Annotated in this window: 18 protein-coding genes and 1 riboswitch; of the genes, 6 read left to right on the forward strand and 12 right to left on the reverse strand. The window is 72.9% G+C overall.

Going from position 1 to position 16,588, the window contains the following annotated elements; translation table 11 throughout:
* Positions 1-13: 13 nt before the first annotated feature.
* From O7542_RS23190 to O7542_RS23205, 4 genes are all read right to left on the reverse strand, one after another.
* Positions 14-187, reverse strand: a complete 174-nt coding sequence (locus tag O7542_RS23190) for a CsbD family protein (protein ID WP_043330702.1) — start codon at positions 185-187, stop codon at positions 14-16.
* A gap of 67 nt (positions 188-254) precedes the next feature.
* Positions 255-2,507 carry a heavy metal translocating P-type ATPase gene (locus O7542_RS23195; protein ID WP_281605203.1) on the reverse strand — a complete coding sequence of 751 codons (2,253 nt, stop codon included), beginning with the start codon at positions 2,505-2,507 and terminating at the stop codon, positions 255-257.
* A 17-nt stretch (positions 2,508-2,524) separates the two neighbouring features.
* Complete coding sequence (locus O7542_RS23200; RefSeq protein WP_043327063.1) at positions 2,525-3,481, reverse strand: hypothetical protein; 957 nt, start codon at positions 3,479-3,481, stop codon at positions 2,525-2,527.
* Positions 3,482-3,516: 35 nt separating this feature from the next.
* On the reverse strand, positions 3,517-3,723 hold the full coding sequence (locus O7542_RS23205) for a heavy metal-associated domain-containing protein (RefSeq protein WP_281605204.1): 207 nt from the start codon (positions 3,721-3,723) through the stop codon (positions 3,517-3,519).
* 80 nt (positions 3,724-3,803) lie between these two features.
* Here O7542_RS23205 and O7542_RS23210 point away from each other — a divergent pair, with 80 nt between their 5' ends.
* The 4 genes from O7542_RS23210 (at position 3,804) to O7542_RS23225 (ending at position 7,201) form a co-directional block, all read left to right on the forward strand.
* The gene (locus O7542_RS23210; protein WP_013283780.1) at positions 3,804-4,103 is read left to right on the forward strand and encodes a metal-sensitive transcriptional regulator; all 300 of its coding nucleotides are present in this window, start codon (positions 3,804-3,806) and stop codon (positions 4,101-4,103) included.
* A 125-nt stretch (positions 4,104-4,228) separates the two neighbouring features.
* A complete protein-coding gene (locus O7542_RS23215) occupies positions 4,229-4,438 on the forward strand; it encodes an SHOCT domain-containing protein (protein ID WP_043327065.1) in 210 nt (69 codons plus the stop codon).
* A gap of 164 nt (positions 4,439-4,602) precedes the next feature.
* Positions 4,603-5,886 (forward strand): YibE/F family protein, encoded by a 1,284-nt coding sequence (locus tag O7542_RS23220; protein WP_069087835.1) that lies wholly within the window; start codon positions 4,603-4,605, stop codon positions 5,884-5,886.
* 154 nt (positions 5,887-6,040) lie between these two features.
* A riboswitch (cyclic di-AMP (ydaO/yuaA leader) is annotated at positions 6,041-6,172 on the forward strand.
* 3 nt (positions 6,173-6,175) lie between these two features.
* Entirely contained in the window at positions 6,176-7,201 is a 1,026-nt protein-coding gene (locus O7542_RS23225) for a hypothetical protein (protein WP_043327069.1), read from the forward strand.
* A 61-nt stretch (positions 7,202-7,262) separates the two neighbouring features.
* Here the strand turns inward: O7542_RS23225 and O7542_RS23230 are convergent, their stop codons facing one another.
* Complete coding sequence (locus O7542_RS23230) at positions 7,263-7,922, reverse strand: carbonic anhydrase (RefSeq protein WP_043327072.1); 660 nt, start codon at positions 7,920-7,922, stop codon at positions 7,263-7,265.
* 159 nt (positions 7,923-8,081) lie between these two features.
* Between O7542_RS23230 and O7542_RS23235 the strand changes: the two genes are divergently transcribed.
* Both O7542_RS23235 and mycP read left to right on the forward strand, forming a co-directional pair.
* Positions 8,082-8,423 carry a MarR family winged helix-turn-helix transcriptional regulator gene (locus tag O7542_RS23235; RefSeq protein WP_043327074.1) on the forward strand — a complete coding sequence of 114 codons (342 nt, stop codon included), beginning with the start codon at positions 8,082-8,084 and terminating at the stop codon, positions 8,421-8,423.
* Between the two features lie 56 nt (positions 8,424-8,479).
* Positions 8,480-9,718, forward strand: a complete 1,239-nt coding sequence (gene mycP, locus O7542_RS23240; protein WP_223201255.1) for a type VII secretion-associated serine protease mycosin — start codon at positions 8,480-8,482, stop codon at positions 9,716-9,718.
* Between the two features lie 112 nt (positions 9,719-9,830).
* Here mycP and O7542_RS23245 read toward each other — a convergent pair whose 3' ends face one another.
* The 7 genes from O7542_RS23245 to eccCa form a co-directional block, all read right to left on the reverse strand.
* Positions 9,831-10,112: a WXG100 family type VII secretion target gene (locus O7542_RS23245; RefSeq protein ID WP_043327076.1), complete on the reverse strand. Its 282-nt coding sequence runs from the start codon at positions 10,110-10,112 to the stop codon at positions 9,831-9,833.
* Between the two features lie 28 nt (positions 10,113-10,140).
* Positions 10,141-10,449 (reverse strand): WXG100 family type VII secretion target, encoded by a 309-nt coding sequence (locus tag O7542_RS23250; protein ID WP_043327078.1) that lies wholly within the window; start codon positions 10,447-10,449, stop codon positions 10,141-10,143.
* Between the two features lie 212 nt (positions 10,450-10,661).
* Complete coding sequence (locus O7542_RS23255; protein WP_043327079.1) at positions 10,662-10,931, reverse strand: hypothetical protein; 270 nt, start codon at positions 10,929-10,931, stop codon at positions 10,662-10,664.
* Between the two features lie 12 nt (positions 10,932-10,943).
* A complete protein-coding gene (locus O7542_RS23260) occupies positions 10,944-11,672 on the reverse strand; it encodes a hypothetical protein (RefSeq protein ID WP_043327081.1) in 729 nt (242 codons plus the stop codon).
* A 31-nt stretch (positions 11,673-11,703) separates the two neighbouring features.
* Positions 11,704-11,997: a hypothetical protein gene (locus tag O7542_RS23265; protein WP_043327083.1), complete on the reverse strand. Its 294-nt coding sequence runs from the start codon at positions 11,995-11,997 to the stop codon at positions 11,704-11,706.
* Positions 11,998-12,013: 16 nt separating this feature from the next.
* Positions 12,014-12,424, reverse strand: a complete 411-nt coding sequence (locus tag O7542_RS23270) for a YbaB/EbfC family nucleoid-associated protein (protein WP_281605205.1) — start codon at positions 12,422-12,424, stop codon at positions 12,014-12,016.
* A gap of 73 nt (positions 12,425-12,497) precedes the next feature.
* Positions 12,498-16,463 (reverse strand): type VII secretion protein EccCa, encoded by a 3,966-nt coding sequence (gene eccCa / locus O7542_RS23275; RefSeq protein ID WP_281605206.1) that lies wholly within the window; start codon positions 16,461-16,463, stop codon positions 12,498-12,500.
* Positions 16,464-16,588 lie beyond the last annotated feature (125 nt).

A 16,588-nucleotide genomic window follows, 5' to 3' on the forward strand; every position in this document is an offset into this window, starting at 1 on the left:
TGCGTCGCGTACGTCAGCTCTTGAAGGCGTCCTTGATCTTCTCGGCGGCCTGCTTGAGCTTGGCGCCGGCCTGGTCGTTGCGGCCCTCGGCCTCCAGGCGCTCGTTGTCCGTGGCGCGGCCGACGCCCTCCTTGACCTTGCCGGACACGTCCTGCGACGTGTTGTCGATCTTGTCGTCGAGACCCATGATGACCTCCACTGATGCGATTGCCTGACGACAACTGGTTACCCCGTCGACCGCCCGCCCAATCCCCTCACCCGATCGGGCGGAAGCGCCGCAGCCGCAGGCTGTTGCCCACCACGAAGACCGACGAGAAGGCCATCGCCGCCCCGGCGAGCATCGGGTTGAGCAGCCCGGCGGCCGCCAGCGGCAACGCCGCGACGTTGTAGGCGAACGCCCAGAACAGGTTTCCCTTGATGATCGCCAGCGTGCGCCGGGAGAGCCGGATGGCGTCCGCGGCGGCGGTCAGGTCACCCCGGACCAGCGTCAGGTCGGCGGCCTCGATGGCCGCGTCGGTGCCGGTGCCCATGGCCAGCCCGAGGTCGGCCCGGGCCAGCGCGGCGGCGTCGTTGACCCCGTCGCCGACCATCGCGACCACCCGGCCCTCGCCCTGCAGCCGCTCGACCACCGCGACCTTCTCGGCGGGCAGCACCTCCGCGATCACCTCGTCGATGCCGACCTCGGCGGCCACCGCCTTCGCCACCGTGGCGTTGTCGCCGGTGAGCAGCACCGGGGTGAGCCCCAGTTCGCGCAGCCGCGCGACCGCCGTCCGGCTGGTCGGCTTCACCGCGTCGGCCACCGCGAGCACGCCCCGGGCCCGCCCGTCCCAGCCGGCCAGGATCGCCGTCCGGCCGGCGGCCTCCGCGCCGGTCGCGGCCCGCGCGATCTCCTCGGGTACGTCGAGACCCCGCTCGCGCAGCAGCCGTGCCCGGCCGACCACCACGGTCCGGCCGTCCACGGCGCCGGTCACGCCCAGCCCTTCGGCGTTGGCGAACCCGCCGACCGGCGGCAGCGGTCCGGCTTCGGCCGCGGCCTCGGCGACGGCCCGCGCGATCGGGTGCTCGGAGGCGGCCTCCAGCGCGCCGGCCACCCGGAGCAGTTCGCCGGCGTCCTCGCCGTCGGCGGGCAGCACCTCGGCCAGCGCCATCCGGCCGGTCGTGACGGTGCCGGTCTTGTCCAGCACCACGGTGTCGACCCGGCGGGTGGACTCCAGCATCTCCGGCCCCTTGATCAGCACCCCGAGCTGCGCGCCGCGTCCGGTGCCGACGAGCAGCGCGGTCGGCGTGGCCAGGCCGAGCGCGCACGGGCAGGCGATGATCAGCACGGCCACCGCGGCGGTGAACGCGGCGGTCGTACCGGAGCCGGTGCCGAGCCACCAGCCGAGCGTGCCGGCGGCCAGCGCGATCACGATCGGCACGAAGACGCCGGAGATCCGGTCGGCGAGCCGCTGCACCGCCGCCTTGCCGGTCTGCGCCTGCTCCACGAGCCGTGCCATCTGGGCGAGCTGGGTGTCGCCGCCGACCCGGGTGGCCCGGACGACCAGCCGGCCACCGGCGTTCACGGTCGCGCCGGTCACGGTGTCGCCCGTCCCCACCTCCACCGGCACCGACTCGCCGGTGAGCATGCTGGCGTCGACGGCCGAGGTGCCCTCCTCGACCACGCCGTCGGTGGCGATCTTCTCGCCGGGCCGGACCACGAACCGGTCGCCGACCGCGAGCCGGTCGACCGGGACCCGGACCTCCTGGCCGCCGCGCAGCACCGCGACGTCCTTGGCCCCGAGTTCGAGCAGGGCGCGCAGCGCCGCCCCGGCGGTGCGCTTGGAGCGGGCCTCGAAGTACCGCCCGGCCAGGATGAACACCGTCACCCCGGCGGCGGCCTCCAGGTAGATGTTGCCGGCGCCGTCGCCCCGGGTGATGTCGAGGCTGAACGGGTGCTTCATCCCGGGCATGCCGGCGTCGCCGAGGAACAGCGCCCAGAGCGACCAGCCGAACGCGGCGAGCGTGCCCAGCGAGACGAGCGTGTCCATGGTCGCCGCGCCGTGCCGCAGGTTGACCAGCGCGGCGCGGTGGAACGGCAGCCCGCCCCAGACCACCACGGGGGCGGCCAGCGTGAGCGAGGCCCACTGCCAGTAGTCGAACTGCCAGGCCGGGACCATGGCGAGCACGATCACCGGCAGCGTGAGCACGGCGGAGACCCAGAGCCGGGTACGCGCGACGCGCAGCTCGTCCGCCGGCTCCCCGGCCGCTGCGGCCGCCTGCTCGGGCGGGGGCGGCACCACGGCGGTGTAACCGGTCTTCTCGACGGTGGCGATCAGGTCGGCCGGCGCGATGTCGTCGGCGTACCGGACGGTGGCCTTCTCGGTGGCGTAGTTCACTGTCGCCTCGACGCCGTCCATCCGGTTGAGCTTCTTCTCGATCCGGGCGGCACAGGACGCGCAGGTCATCCCGCCGATCGCCAGTTCGATCAGGTTCGGCGCGGTGGGCAGCGTCTTTCCCGTGGCAGTCATCGCGGCACCTCCGGCGCTCAACTGTGCCCGTGCCCCGGCGTGCCGTGTCCGGCGTCCGGGGTCGGTGCGGTGGTGGATACCGGCGCGGTCGGGTCGCCGGCCAGGACGGTGAATTCGGCGGTGTGCACCGCGTCGCCGTGCCGGAAGTCCAGGTAGAGACGGTACGCCCCGGCCGAGGGCACCTCGGCGGCGAACGTGATCGCCGGACCGGCGGGGGTGCGCCCGTCGCCGGGTGTGCCCTCCGGGTGCACGTGCAGGTACGCCAGGTCGCCCTGCCGCAGCGCCACCAGGTGCCCGTACGCGCCGAGGTAGGGCTGAAGGTCGGTGACCGGTCTCCCGTCGCGGCTGACGGAGAGCGTGAGCCGGCTGGTCCGGCCCGGCTCCGGCGTGCCGGTCAGCGTGACTGTGTAGCCGTCGACGGTGGTGCTGGTCACCGGCGCCGGCAGCGGCCGGGCGGCCAGCTCGCCGGGGACCGTGACGTCCAGGCCGAGGGTCAACGGCTCGCCGCCTTCGGGCGTGAAGTCGGCGAACGCCCGCCACACCCCGGGGCCGTCGAGCGGGGAGGCGACCCGCCAGGTGCCGTCGCCGGCCATCTCCGGGTGGACGTGCCGGAAGCCGGACAGGTCCCGGCGCGCGACGATCAGGTGCATGCGCTTGTCGTGGGCCACCTCGAAGCGGGTGACCGGCGTGCCGTCCGGGCCGGTGATCCGGAAGGCGAACTGCCCGGCCGGCGCGGTGGCGGGCTGGAGCGTGTAGCCGCCTTCGGAGACGAGCAGCCCGCCGGGCAGGTGCGCGTCGGCGCCGTTCTCGTCACCGTGACCGGTGTCGCCGGTCCCGTGGTCGCTGCCGCTGTCGTCGTGGCGGGTCTCGGCGGCCGGGGCGACGGGATCGGCCAGGTTGCCGATCCCGTACGCCGCGCCGAAGACCGCCACGAGGCCGAGCGCGAAGCCGCTGAGCTTCGTCGCCGTGTTCATGGTTTCTCCTCGGTTCTGCGGGTCCCGTGGACCCGTCACGCACCGACGAGGTCGTAGCCGGCCTCGTCGACCGCCGCGCGGACGGTGTCCGTGTCCAGCGGGTTCTGACTGGTGACGGTGACCCGGCCGGTGGCCAGGTCGACCCGGACGCCGGTGACGCCCGGAAGCGCGCTCAGCTCGGTGCTCACCGAGTTGACGCAGTGGCCGCAGGTCATACCGCTCACCTGGTAGGTGCTCTCCATGTCGCCCTCCGATCTCATACCCCCTGGGGGTACAGCCGGAACGTTAGCATACCCCCGAGGGGTACGCTATCCTCGTTCTCATGACCGCTCCGTCCAGCCCGACCCGGGGCTACACCGCCAGCAAGGACCAGCTCCTCGCCCGGCTCCGCCGGATCGAGGGTCAGGTCCGTGGCATCGAGAAGATGGTCGAGGACGACCGTTACTGCATCGACGTGCTGACCCAGATCTCGGCCATCCAGGCGGCGCTGGACAAGGTCGGCCTCGGCCTGCTCGACGGGCACGCGCGGCACTGCATGCACGAGGGCGCCGCCGAGGGCCGGGCCGACGAGATGGCGACCGAGATGATGGCCGCCGTCGGCCGCCTGATGAAGCGCGGCTGAACGGGACCTCCGCCCCTCCGAGCAGGGCACATCGACCCGCGCCGACGCGCCCGTGCGGCCGTACCGTCGAAGTGGCGGGCAGGCCGGCCCCGGCGGACCCGCGGTGACGGACGGAGGGCGGCCCGATGATGTGGCAGAGCCCGATGATGGGCTGGATGTGGATCTGGTCCCTGGCGGTGCTGGCGGTGCTGGCAGGGCTCCTCTGGCTGGCCGTGCGGTGGACCGGCCCGCAGCGGTCCGGGCCGACGGCGGCCCGGCGCATCCTCGACGAGCGGTACGCCCGCGGCGAGATCGACGAGGACGAGTACCGGCGACGCCGGGCCGGACTGGCCTGACCCGCGCGGGGCGCGCGTCACCGGTCACGGTGTCCGGGAGCACCCAGCCGGGCTGCCTACCATGTCGGGGCGACGACCCGGACGTGGTCGACACGTCCGCGCCGGCCCGGTGACCAGACCGGTCCGGCGGACCAGGCGTCGCCGCGACCGTTGGGAGAGACGCCTTGGGTGCCGACCACACCCGCCCCGCACCGCCCACGCCACCGGGCGTACGGCGGCTGCTCGTCGCCGTGGTGGTGCCGCTGTTCGCGCTCACCGTGATCGCCGCGCTGGTGCTCTGGCCCCGGCAGGACCGGGAGCCGGTCGGCGGCGCGGACGTCCCCCGCTACCACGGCACCGTGACCCGGGTGGTCACCGAACCCTGCCCGCCGACGCCGGAGGCCCCGGAGGGCGCGGGCGGCCCCTGCGGCACCGCGACCGTCGCCGCCGAGCAGGGCCCGGACGCGGGACGGCAGGTCGAGACGCCGCTCCCGGCCGGACCGGGCGCGCCCCGGGTCGAGGTCGGCGACAAGATCGTCCTGGTCGAGCTGATCGACCCGGCCGACCCTTCGGTGAAGTCCTACAACATCGCCGAGCACCAGCGCGGCACGCCGCTGATCTGGCTGCTGGTGCTCTTCGCCGCCGCGATCGTGGCGTTCGGCCGCTGGCGCGGGCTCGCCGCGCTCGGCGGCCTGGCGGCCAGCTTCGCCATCCTGCTCGGCTTCGTGCTGCCCGGCATCGGTGGCGGCCAGCCGCCGCTGCTGGTGGCGATCGTGGGCGCCGCGTTGATCATGTTCGTGGTGCTCTACCTGACGCACGGGATCACCGCGCAGACGTCGGTGGCGGTGCTCGGCACGCTCGGCAGCCTGGTGGTCACCGGCGTGCTCGGCCTGCTCGCCACGTCCGCCACCCACCTGACCGGCTTCGGCAGCGAGGACGCCACCACGCTGTCCATGTTCCAGGGCGACGTGGACCTGCACGGACTGCTGCTGGCGGGCATCATCATCGGCTCGCTGGGCGTGCTGGACGACGTCACCGTCACCCAGGCGGCCACCGTCACCGAACTCGCGCACGCCAACCCGGGGCTGTCCCGGCGGCAGCTCTACCGGGCGGCGACCCGCGTCGGCCGGGCCCACATCGCGTCCACCGTCAACACCATCGTGCTGGCGTACGCGGGCGCGTCGCTGCCACTGCTGCTCCTGCTGGTCGCCGACTCCCGCCCGGTGAGCCAGATCCTCACCAGCGAGTTCCTCGCCCAGGAGATCGTCCGCAGCGCGGTGGCCACGCTCGGCCTGATCGCCGCCGTACCGCTGACGACCGCACTGGCCGCGATCGTGACCACCGCCGGACGGCGCGCGCCCGGTCCGGAGCCGGCGTCGCCCGTACCCCCGCCGCCCCGTCCGCCGACCGGACGCGACGACGCGCTGGAGGCGCTCGGCGGCGGAAAGAGTACGGAGGCGACATGGTGACACTCCGCACGGTGACCATCGATTTCAAACGCGACGCTGGTCACGGTGCGCCACGGCGAAATCTCGCTATTGGTCGGCTTCCGGACGTAGATCCGCAGGAGTGCTGTCGGGTAACCTCGCTGCCGGTCACCGCCGAAGGCGCGCACCGGCGCCAGCGGTGCCGCCGCCCAATCGCCTGCGGGCGAGCCGGGGAACCAGGTACATGGGGTGAATCCGCGCGAGCGGTAGGGGCCACTTCCGTCCCGAACCCGTCAGCTAACCCGGTCGGCGGCCGACGGAAGGGAACACTGTGACGCCACCCCTGCGCCGCTGGCTGACACCCCTGGTGGCCGTGCTGGCCTCGCTGGCAGTGCTGGCCGGGCCGAACTCGGCGACGGCGGCCCCCGCCGCGGCGGCCCCGAAGCCGTCCGGGCACGAGGAGGACGGCGAACCACCGCTCATCACCGAGGCGATCGACAGCGCCAACCGGAACTTCCTCCAGGCGAAGGCGAAGCTGGCCAAGTCGCAGGACCGCCAGCGGCGGCTGGCCGCCGAGGTACAGGCGGCACAGGCCGAACTCGAGGCGCTCAGCCCGCAGGTCAACCAGCTCGCCGCCCAGTCCTACCGGACCGGCCGGATGGGCGCGATGGCGATGCTGCTGGAGAGCAACTCGCCCGACTCGTTCGTCCGCCGCGTCAACGCCCTGGACGAGCTGAACCTCCTCAACGCGCAGCGCCTGGCCGCCATCAACGCGGTCAAGAACCGCGCCGAGACGGCCAAGATCGCGCTCGACGCCGAGGTGCGAGAGCAGGAGAAGCAGAAGAACGCGATGGAGCGCGAGAAGGTGCAGGCCGAACGCGCCCTCAAGCTCGTCGGCGGCCTCGGCTTCACCGGCGGCCTGGTCGACGCCACCTCACCGGTCGCCAAGATCGGCCCCGGCCGCACCGCCGACGGCGGCTGGAAGGCCGAGTCGTGCAGCGAGAACGACCCGACCACCTCGGGCTGCATCACGCCGCGGACGCTGCACGCCTACAAGGAGGTCCGGCGCGCCGGCTACACGCGCTTCGTGGGCTGTTACCGGCCGGGCGGGCCGTGGGAGCACCCCAAGGGCAAGGCGTGCGACTGGTCGCTGCAGAACAGCGGCTTCTCACCCTGGCACAACAACGACACCCGCAAGTACGGCAACGACGTGGCCGCCTTCCTCATCCGCAACGCCGACCGGCTGGGCATCTACTACGTGATCTGGAACCGGCAGATCTGGTTCCCGGCCACCGGCTGGAGGTCGTACAGCGGGCCGTCGAACCACACCGACCACGTCCACATGTCGATGCTCTGACCTGGACGCAGCAAGAAGGGGCCGCCCCCGTGGGCGGCCCCTTCGTCGTCCGGCGCTCCGGTCAGCCGGCCAGCGCCGCGTCCGCGTCCGCCGGCGACGAGGGAGCGGGCAGTGACGCCGGGACCTGCGCCACTGTCCGCACCTCGCCGCCGGAGAGCCGGTACGACATCCCCGCCACCGTGCACCGGCCCGCCGCGACCCGCTCGGCCAGCACGGAGGACCGGGCCAGCAGCGTCTCCACGGTCTGCGCGATGTGGACGTCGATGATGCCGTCGAGGTCGTCGATGCCCTGCCGGGCGGCGCGCAGCAGGCTGGGCGAGACCGCGTCCACCACCGCTCCCAGGTGCCCGGCCGGAGCGGCGCCGGTCCGGACCCCCTCCCGGGCGGCCTGGACCGCGCCGCAGGAGTCGTGCCCGAGCACCACCACGAGCGGCGTGCCCAGCACGGTGACCGCGTACTCGACGCTGCCGAGCACCTCGGGCCCGGCGGTGTGCCCGGCGGTACGCACCACGAAGAGGTCACCGAGACCCCGATCGAAGATGATCTCCGCGGCGAGCCGCGAGTCGGAGCAGCCGACGATCACCGCGAAGGGGTGCTGGCCGTCGGCCACCGCCGCCCGGTGCCCGGCGTCCTGATTCGGATGCTGCGGCACACCGGTGACGAACCGGTGGTTGCCGGCACGCAGCTCGGCGAGCGCCTGCTCCGGGCTTCTCGGCGTCATCTGCCTCACCTCGTCTACCTGCGGAACGACCAGGCCGGACGGCCTCGCGACTTCACGGTCACACGGCGTCAGGGGCACGTCAAGATTCGTGATACGCATTTCATACTTTCCCGTGCCGGCCCGCGTCCGATTCGGGTCGGCAGCGTCGATGGCCATAGCATGGCCACCATGGCGACGACACCAGGTGAGGACGGGAGCCGCCGCAACTGGACCTTCCTCACCAATCACGGACATGTGCTGCTGGCGATCGCGCGCAACCCCACGGCGCGGCTGCGGGACGTGGCCGACGAGGTGGGCGTCACCGAGCGGGCGGCCCAGGCCATCGTCGCCGACCTGGAAGCCGGGGGTTACCTGCGGCGCACCCGCGTGGGGCGGCGCAACGAGTACACGATCAACCCGAAGGGACGCTTCCGGCACCCGGCGGAGGCCGACCAGCAGGTCGGCGCCCTGCTGGCCCTCTTCGCCGCCGAGCCGGCCGGGGACGTCACCGCCGACCGGTGACCGGTTCCCGCGACCGCGTGCGCCCGCGCGGGCCGGCGCGACGGTAATCTCACCGCGTGCGCGACAGCTTGCGGCCGGGCGCGACAAAGAGGCGCGCCCGGGCCGGACACCCGATCCGGACCGTCCTCTCGGCAGCGGCGGCAGCCGCCCTGCTCGGCGGCGCGCTGGCGGTGCCCGCGCCCGCCGTGGCCGCCCCGAAGTGCGGGCCGACCGGCGGCCCCGCGCCCACCGAGACGCCGTGGGCGCTGAGCCGCCTCGACCCGGCCTCCGCGTGGCGGGTCGGCAAGGGCGCGGGGATCACCGTCGCCGTGATCGACTCCGGGGTCTCACCGTCGCATCCCCTGCTGCGCGGGCGGGTGCTCCCCGGCGAGGACTTCAACCAGCTCGTCCGGCTTCAGGGCCAGTGTGACCTGGTCGGGCACGGCACCATGGTGGCCGGCATCATCGCCGGGCGGGAGGGCACCGGCTCGCCGTACACCGGCATCGCGCCGGAGGCCCGCATCCTGCCGCTGCGCGTGCTGGCCGAGAACAAGGAGAATTTCGACCCGGACGTGCCGGGCGAGATCGGCAAGGCGATCCGCTGGGCGGTCGACAACGACGCCGACGTGATCAACCTGTCCCTGGTCACGCTCGACGACCCGCAGCTGAAATCGGCGGTGCAGTACGCGCTCGGCAAGGACGTGGTGGTCGTCGCCTCCGCCGGCAACCGGCAGGAGAACCGGGAGGACCGGCCGGCCTATCCGGCGGCGTACCCGGGGGTCATCGCCGTCGCCGGTGTGGACGAGCAGGGCGGCCACGTCGGCAGCTCGGTCAGCGGGGACTATGTGGACATCGCCGGCCCCGGGCTGAACATCCTCGGGCCCGCGCCGCAGGGGTCCGGCTACCGGGCCGAGCCGCAGGGCGGCACGAGCTTCGCCACCGCGTACGTCTCCGGTGTCGCCGCGCTGGTGCGGGCCGCGCACCCCGACATCAGCGCCGACGAGGTCGCCTACCGGCTGACCCGCACCGCCGACAACCCACCCGACGGGCACAACGCCGACGTCGGCTACGGGATGGTCAACCCCTACCGGGCGGTGACCAGCCTGCTCGGCACCCGCACGGACCCGCCGCTGGGCGCCATGCCGCCGCCGGCGCCGCCCACCGATCCGCTGGCCTGGCAGCGCACCGTCGCGATCTGGGTCGCCGTCGTCGGCGGGCTGCTCGCCGGGGTCCTGCTGACGCTGCGGCCGATCCTGGCCCGCGGCCGGCGACGCGGATGGCGCCCCGGCCGGCGGGACGTCCCGCAGGACGCCTGACCGGCCTCCTCGCGCCGCACGGCCGGGCCGGAAATACACGAGACAGGGCCGGAATACACGACGGCTCCGCCCGGCACGAGCCGGAGCGGAGCCGTCGTGGACCGGTCGGGGGTCAGCTGCCCCAGACCTTGGAGTTGCTCATCTCCGTGGTCATGTAGTTCTCCCGCGCGATGCCCACCGCGCCGCCGATCTCGTTCAGGACCTTGTTGATGTCCCGCACGGCGGCGTCCCACTGGGCCTGGTGCTGCTGGTAGGCGGCCCGGTCCTGGCCCTCCCACTCGAGCTTGGTCAGCATCGCCCGCAGCGTGTCCAGCTTCTCGTCGATGATCCGCGAGATGGCCTGCATCTGCTGGTTGCTGCTCTCCAGAACAGCGTAGTCAACCTTGATGCTCATCGATTCCTCCTCTGCCTGTCTTCGCGGATCACGGGTTGAGAGCAGCGTGGAACTTGTCCAGCATCTGCTGCTGCTCTTCGTCGTTGACCTGGTGCGTGGTGCCCGACTTGTCGAGCAGGTCCGCGATGTTGTCCATCGCGGTCAGCAGCTTGTTCGTGTCCTCGGTCCAGCGAGTCATCAGGCTCTGGAAGCCCGTGGACGCCTGGCCCTTCCAGGCCATCGCGAGGTCGTCGACCACGTTCCACAGCTTCTTGAGCTCACCGTCAACCTCGCTGCGCGTGGACCGCACGTCACTCGCGGCGGTGTGCAGAGTCGCTGCACTGACCTCGAACGCCATGCTTCACACCCTTCCGTCTTTTGTGGCGGCGGTTCCGCCGCGCCCTCCCCCGCGGCAAGGCGAACACACCCCACCGACGGACACTTCATCCGAACCGTAGCGGACGATGTCCAACCCGCGCAGCCCTGCCGGCCCATCGACGTACTCCGACAGCCCGGAATCGGCAAGGCGATCCGGCGCTGTCCGTACGAGTTGGACGGTCCGTCCCGAGGTCAGGGCCGCTCACGTGCGGCTTTGACGATCGTCGACACACCGAAGGCCAGCACCGCGACCAGCAGTACCACCACGATCCACAGCAGCGGCTTCTCGAACGCGCGCTCGAACGTCAGCACCAGCAGCGCCGCGCAGGCGCTCAGCGAGACCACCTCGGCGGCCCGCCGCAGCCGCGCCGAGCGGGTCAGCACGGCGAACAGCATCAGGAGCACGAAGACCGGGATGGTCAGCAGGACGTACAGGAACAGTACGAAGATCAGAGTGTCCATGCCCCGCTCCCGTCACCTGTAGAACGCGGAGTCCCGAACCCAGTCGATCTTGATGTCCTTGATGTCCGGGTCGGAGCCGGCGGGCGCCCAGCCGGGCCGGGAGTCCGCGGTGAACGTGAACCGGCTGTCCGTGTGGAACGCGGCCATCAGCGCGTGCAGCAACGCGCTGATCTCGCCGAAGACCAGGACCAGGATCGCGGCGGTGGCGGCCAGGCCGGCGATGCCGATGGCCTGGGCCAGCGCGGTGGTCGCGGGGAAGAACTGGAGCGCGATCGAGGCGATCACCGCGACCAGGATCGGCATGAGCGCCTGCGCCAGGCCGGACACCGCGTCGTTGTACGCGTCCCGGGCCGCGGTGAGCGTGTCGCGGTTGGCGGCGAACGCCTCGGCCAGCGAGTTGATCTCCGCGCCGAGCTTGCGCATGAACTGGTCGAACGCGTCCCGGTCGTCGAAGTCCCACTCCGACGCCTCCGGCGGGACCGCCGCCATCGCCGCGCCGAACTGGTCCGCGCCGAGCAGGCGGGCCGCCTCGTCCCACTTCTTGATGGACTCGTTCACCTGCTGGTTGTCGAAGGACTCCAGGTAGAGGATGGTGCCGATCAGCGCCGCCGAGGCGGCGATCCAGACCAGGTTGCCCCGGGCGATGGCCGCGGCCGACCGCACCGGCGCCGTGGTCTGGGCGACCGACACCGAGCCGGTCACCGTCCCCGAGGCGTTGGCGATGAGGATCTCCGGTGGCATCAGGCGTCCTTCCCCTGGCGGGCCCAGCCGGTCACTTGACCACCCAGGGCTGATCCGACTTCTCCCAGTTCTGCGCGCTCTGTTCGAGCTGCGCGGCGGCCTTGCGCAGATGCTCCGCGCCGGTGCGGACGTTGTCGAGGTGCCCGTCCACGGCCGCGTTGTGCCGCTCCACCGCCCCGGTGCCGAACCAGCTCAGCGCGCCGCCGGGCAGCTTGACCTCGGCCAGCAGCGCCTCGACGTTGCGCAGGTACTGGATCGGCCCGTCCGGGGCGTCGAGCATCCGGCTCGCCTTCCGGATCGCGTCGACGTCGACGGTGTTCGGCATCGTCGTCCCCTCTCGCTCAGCGCCGCAGATTGCGGGTCGGGTCGGACAGATCCACCCCGAACTGACGGAACCAGTCCTCCGGGGTCAGCGTGCCGTCCTGCGCCCGGCGGACCGTCTCGGAGTCGCCGAGCATCTCGCCCAGCATCTCCCGCTGCCGCTCCTCGAAGGCGGCGTAGGCCGCGTCGATCGCGGCCTGCATCGCCTCGGCCAGGGAGAAGCTGTCCAACCGCATGGCGCGCGCGTTCAGCTCGATGTCGCCGACCTTCATGTCGCCGTCGACGGTCACCCGCACCAGCCCGTCCGGGCTCTCCCCGGTGACCCGCAGCTCCGCACGCTGCCGCTGGAGCTCGGCCAGCCGCCGCTGCTGCTCCTGCGCCTGCCGCAACAGGCCCTCCAGGGCTCCACCGATACCCGACGGGCTGCTCAACTCCGGCTCTCCCCGTAATCGCGACGATCGATCGGGCCGACGCTACCGGAAGTGACGCCCGCCGTCCGTCCCGTCAGACCGGTTCCGTCCAGGCGGTCTGGATCAGCTGCTGGCCGTCGCGGCGGCGCACCAGCGTGCCCCGGCCCGGCGGCTGCGGGGTCGGCCGCAGGTTGCCGAAGACCGCGCCCTCCTCCCGGCTGCCGGACATGAGCAGTCCCGGTGAGTCCAGCTCACGCAGGCGTTGCAGCACCGGCTCGTACAGCGCCCGGGCCACACCACCGACCCGCCGCGTGACGATCAGGTGCAGGCCGATGTCCCGCGCCTGCGGCAGCAGCTCGTGCAGCGCGCTGAGCGGATTGCTGCCGCCGGAAGCGACCAGGTCGTAGTCGTCCACCAGGATGTAGAGGTCCGGCCCCTTCCACCAGCTCCGGTCGCGCAGCTGCGCGGTGGTCACGTCCGGGCCGGGCAGCCGGTTCTGCAACGCGCTGCGGATCGAGCCGAGACCCTGGCTGAACACCTGGTTCGACGGCGCGTAGTCGAGCAGGTGGTCCCCCTCGACCGCGCCGAGCAGGCCGCGCCGGTAGTCGGCGATGACCAGCCGCGCCTGGGCCGGGGTGTACCGCTCGGCGATCCCCCGGGCGATCAGCCGCAGCAGGTTCGTCTTGCCGCACTCGGCGTCGCCGAACACGGTCAGGTGCGGCTCGCTCGCCAGGTCCAGGTGCACCGGGGCGAGCGCCGACTCGTTGACGCCGATCGGGATGCCCGGGACGGACCGGTCGACCACCTTCGCCAGCTCGGTGACCGCCAGCTTGCGCGGCAGCAGCCGGACCTTCGGCGCCGGACGGCCCGGCCAGTTCGCCGCGACGTGCCCGGCCAGCGCCACCGACGCCTCGGTCAGGTCCTCGATGTCGCGCTTGCCGTCGATCCGCGAGATCGCGGTCAGGAAGTGCAGCTTGTCCCGGGTCAGGCCGCGACCCGGCGCTCCGACCGGCACGTTCTGCGCGGCCCGCCGGTCGATCTCCGACTCCGACGGGTCACCGAGCCGCAGCTCCAGCTTGGTGCCGAGCAGGTCCCGCATGTTGATCCGGATCTCCGCCCAGCGCACCGCCGTGATCACCACGTGGACGCCGAAGCCGAGGCCCCGGTTGGCCAGGTTGGTGATGGTCTGCTCCAGCTCCTCGTACTCCTGGCGCAGCGTGTTCCAGCCGTCCACCACGAGGAAGACGTCACCGAACGGGTCGTCGGCGAACTCACCGGCCGCGCGGCGGCGCCGGTAGCTGGCCACCGAGTCGATGCCGTGCTGGGTGAACCGGTTCTCCCGCTCGTCGATCACCGCGACCACCTCGGCGACCGTCCGCCGGACCGCCTCGGTGTCCCGCCGCCCCGCCACGCCCGAGGTGTGCGGCAGCCCGTCCAGGCTGCGCAGCGCGCCACCACCGAAGTCGAGGCAGAAGAACTGCACCTCGCGCGGCGTGTGGGTGAGCGCCAGCGAGGCCAGCATCGAGCGCAACATCGTGCTCTTGCCGCTCAGCGACGCGCCGACGATCACCACGTTGCCGCCGGCCCCGGCCAGGTCGACCATCATCGGGTCGCGGCGCTGCTCGTACGGGCGGTCCACGATGCCGACCGGCACGGCGAGCCGGCCGCGGCCCGGCCAGTCGGCGGTGGTCAGGCCGTACGTCGGGTGCGCGCTCAGCTTCGGCAGCAGCTCGGCCAGCCCGGACGGCTCGGCCAGCGGCGGCAGCCAGACCTGGTGTGCCGGCTTGCCGCGGCCCTTGAGCTGGTCGATCAGCACGTCCAGCATGGCCACCGCCTTGCCGTCGCCCGACTGCTCCGGCTCCGGCGTGGCCTCCGCCGGACTCGGCAGCGCCGGCGCCGGTACGTAGTCGATGCCGTACGGGACGATCCGCCGCTGCACCTGCGCCCGGGTGGAGCGCTGCGCCTGCCCCGGCGCCTGGTACGGGCCGGACACGTACGCCGCACGGAACCGCAGCATCGTGGCGGTGTCGGTCTTCAGGTAACCGTGACCCGGCGCGCTGGGCAGCTCGTACGCGTCCGGCACGCCGAGCACGATCCGGCTCTCCACCGCCGAGAACGTGCGCAGACCGATCCGGTACGACAGGTGCGTGTCCAGGCCGCGCAGCTTGCCCTCCTCCAGCCGCTGCGAGGCGAGCAGCAGGTGCACGCCGAGCGACCGGCCGAGGCGGCCGATCATCACGAACAGGTCGATGAAGTCCGGCTTGGCGGCCAGCAGCTCGGAGAACTCGTCACAGATGATCAGCAGGCTCGGCATCGGCTCCAGCGGCTCACCGGCCGCCCGCGCCTTCTCGTAGTCGTAACGGGAGACGTAGTTGCCGGCCGCCCGCAGCACCTCCTGCCGGCGGTTCATCTCACCGGCCAGCGCGTCCCGCATGCGGTCCACCAGCGGCAGCTCGTCTGAGAGGTTGGTGATCACCGCGCTGGTGTGCGGCAGCGCGTCCAGCGAGGCGAACGTCGCACCGCCCTTGAAGTCGACCAGGACGAAGTTCAGCTCCTCCGAGGAGTGCGTCACGGCCAGCGCGGCGACCACCGTACGCAGCAGTTCGCTCTTGCCGGAGCCGGTCGCGCCGATCACCAGGCCGTGCGGGCCCATGCCCTCGTGCGCGGACTCCTTGAAGTCCAGCTCGACCACGTTGCCGTCCGGGCCCAGGCCGAGCGGGATGCGCAGCCGGTCGCGGTGGCTGCGCGGCCGCCAGGTCTGCCGGACGTCCACGGTGGCCGCGTCGCCGACACCGAGCAGGTCGGGCAGCTCCATGCTGCGGGCCAGCGGCTCCTCGGTGCTCGCGCCCTGCTGCTGGGAGAGCCGGAACGGGGCGATCTGCCGGGCCAGCCCCTCGGCGGCGGACAGGGACAGCCGGTCCGGGCTGCCGAGCCGGGACGTGGCGGTGCCGCGGACCAGGTCCAGGCCGGTGCCGTCGCCGGCGTCCAGGCAGAGCAGCCAGCGCCCGGCGTCGCGGGGCACCGTGCCGGACAGGTCGACCACTGTGGTGCCGAGCAGGCCCGGCCCGGTCAGCGCGCAGGTCGCCGAGACCTCGCCGCCGTCCAGCACCACCACCACGTGCGGCGCGGTGGTCAGCGGCTTCGCCTCCGGCGCGAACCGGGGCCGCCCGCCCAGCTCCTGGGCCAGCGCGGTCTCCGCCTCGTCCAGCGCGGCGAACACCATCCGGCGCGCGCCCGCCGCGTCGGTACGCCCCGGGTGCTGGGCGTGCGGCAGCCACTTCACCCAGTCCCAGACCGGTTGCCGGTCCGGCGCGGCCACGACGACGACCAGCAGGTCCTCCGGGGCGTGGAACGTGACGAGCTGGCCCAGCGCGGCCCGGGCCAGGTCGAGCACCGGCTCCCGGTCGCCGCGCAACGCGATCCGGCTGAACGCGCGCAGCGACAACGCGGTCGGCAGGTCCGGCACGCTGGAGTGGGCCCGGACGAACCGGCGCAGCGCGATCGCGCTCATCGGCTCCAGGTCCTCCACCGGCTTGGTCTCCGGCGGCACGATCTCCACCGCCAGCCGCTGCGGGCCGAGCGCGATCCGCACCTCGCCGAAGTCGTCCTCGGTGATCCGCCGCTCCCACAGCCGGCGGGAGGCGGCGATCGACCAGAGCGCGTCCGGCTCCGGGTGCCGCCAGGTCATCGCGGCGCGCTGCTGCTCGGCGGCCCGGCGGGTGCGCTTGCGCATCTGCGCCAGGTAGCGCATGTAGTCGCGCCGCTGCGCGTTCAGCTCGGCCTTGTCGTTGCCGCCGTTGCCGAGCGTGCCGATCGCCATGCCCAGCATGGACACACCGAACAGGCCACCCGCGACGTACGTCATCATGCCGCCGCCGCGGCCGGCGTAGAGGAAGGCCATCGCGCCGACGCCGCAGAGCATCGGCAGGATCATCAGCACCTGCCCCATGCCCTTGGCCTTCGGCTCCGGCAGCTCGGGCGGGGACTCCAGCAGCACCTCGCCGCGCGGCAGCGCGGGCCCCGGTTGACGCGGAAGCCGGCGGAACACCACCGTACTCACGGCTCTCCCCTCCCCAGAAGCGGCCCTGATCGTGGTCTGCCACCGCCGGTGAGCGTCGGGTGGGCAACCTGTGCGACCGCCATCGTAGGTAATCTCCCGGAGGCGTCGTGGACCCGTGGGGGCGA

Origin of the sequence: Micromonospora sp. WMMC264, from assembly GCF_027497275.1 — a bacterium.
Classification (GTDB): domain Bacteria; phylum Actinomycetota; class Actinomycetes; order Mycobacteriales; family Micromonosporaceae; genus Micromonospora; species Micromonospora chalcea.

Excerpts from the sequence above, each read along its gene's own strand:
- O7542_RS23205 (WP_281605204.1), bottom strand. The coding sequence starts at position 3,723 with ATGGAGAGCACCTACCAGGTGAGCGGTATGACCTGCGGCCACTGCGTC.
- O7542_RS23230 (WP_043327072.1), bottom strand. The coding sequence starts at position 7,922 with ATGACGCCGAGAAGCCCGGAGCAGGCGCTCGCCGAGCTGCGTGCCGGC.
- O7542_RS23250 (WP_043327078.1), bottom strand. The coding sequence starts at position 10,449 with ATGGCGTTCGAGGTCAGTGCAGCGACTCTGCACACCGCCGCGAGTGAC.
- O7542_RS23260 (WP_043327081.1), bottom strand. The coding sequence starts at position 11,672 with ATGCCACCGGAGATCCTCATCGCCAACGCCTCGGGGACGGTGACCGGC.
- O7542_RS23245 (WP_043327076.1), bottom strand. The coding sequence starts at position 10,112 with ATGAGCATCAAGGTTGACTACGCTGTTCTGGAGAGCAGCAACCAGCAG.
- O7542_RS23190 (WP_043330702.1), bottom strand. The coding sequence starts at position 187 with ATGGGTCTCGACGACAAGATCGACAACACGTCGCAGGACGTGTCCGGC.
- O7542_RS23255 (WP_043327079.1), bottom strand. The coding sequence starts at position 10,931 with ATGGACACTCTGATCTTCGTACTGTTCCTGTACGTCCTGCTGACCATC.
- O7542_RS23195 (WP_281605203.1), bottom strand. The coding sequence starts at position 2,507 with ATGACTGCCACGGGAAAGACGCTGCCCACCGCGCCGAACCTGATCGAA.
- O7542_RS23215 (WP_043327065.1), top strand. The coding sequence starts at position 4,229 with ATGATGTGGCAGAGCCCGATGATGGGCTGGATGTGGATCTGGTCCCTG.
- O7542_RS23265 (WP_043327083.1), bottom strand. The coding sequence starts at position 11,997 with ATGCCGAACACCGTCGACGTCGACGCGATCCGGAAGGCGAGCCGGATG.
- O7542_RS23200 (WP_043327063.1), bottom strand. The coding sequence starts at position 3,481 with ATGAACACGGCGACGAAGCTCAGCGGCTTCGCGCTCGGCCTCGTGGCG.
- O7542_RS23210 (WP_013283780.1), top strand. The coding sequence starts at position 3,804 with ATGACCGCTCCGTCCAGCCCGACCCGGGGCTACACCGCCAGCAAGGAC.
- O7542_RS23235 (WP_043327074.1), top strand. The coding sequence starts at position 8,082 with ATGGCCACCATGGCGACGACACCAGGTGAGGACGGGAGCCGCCGCAAC.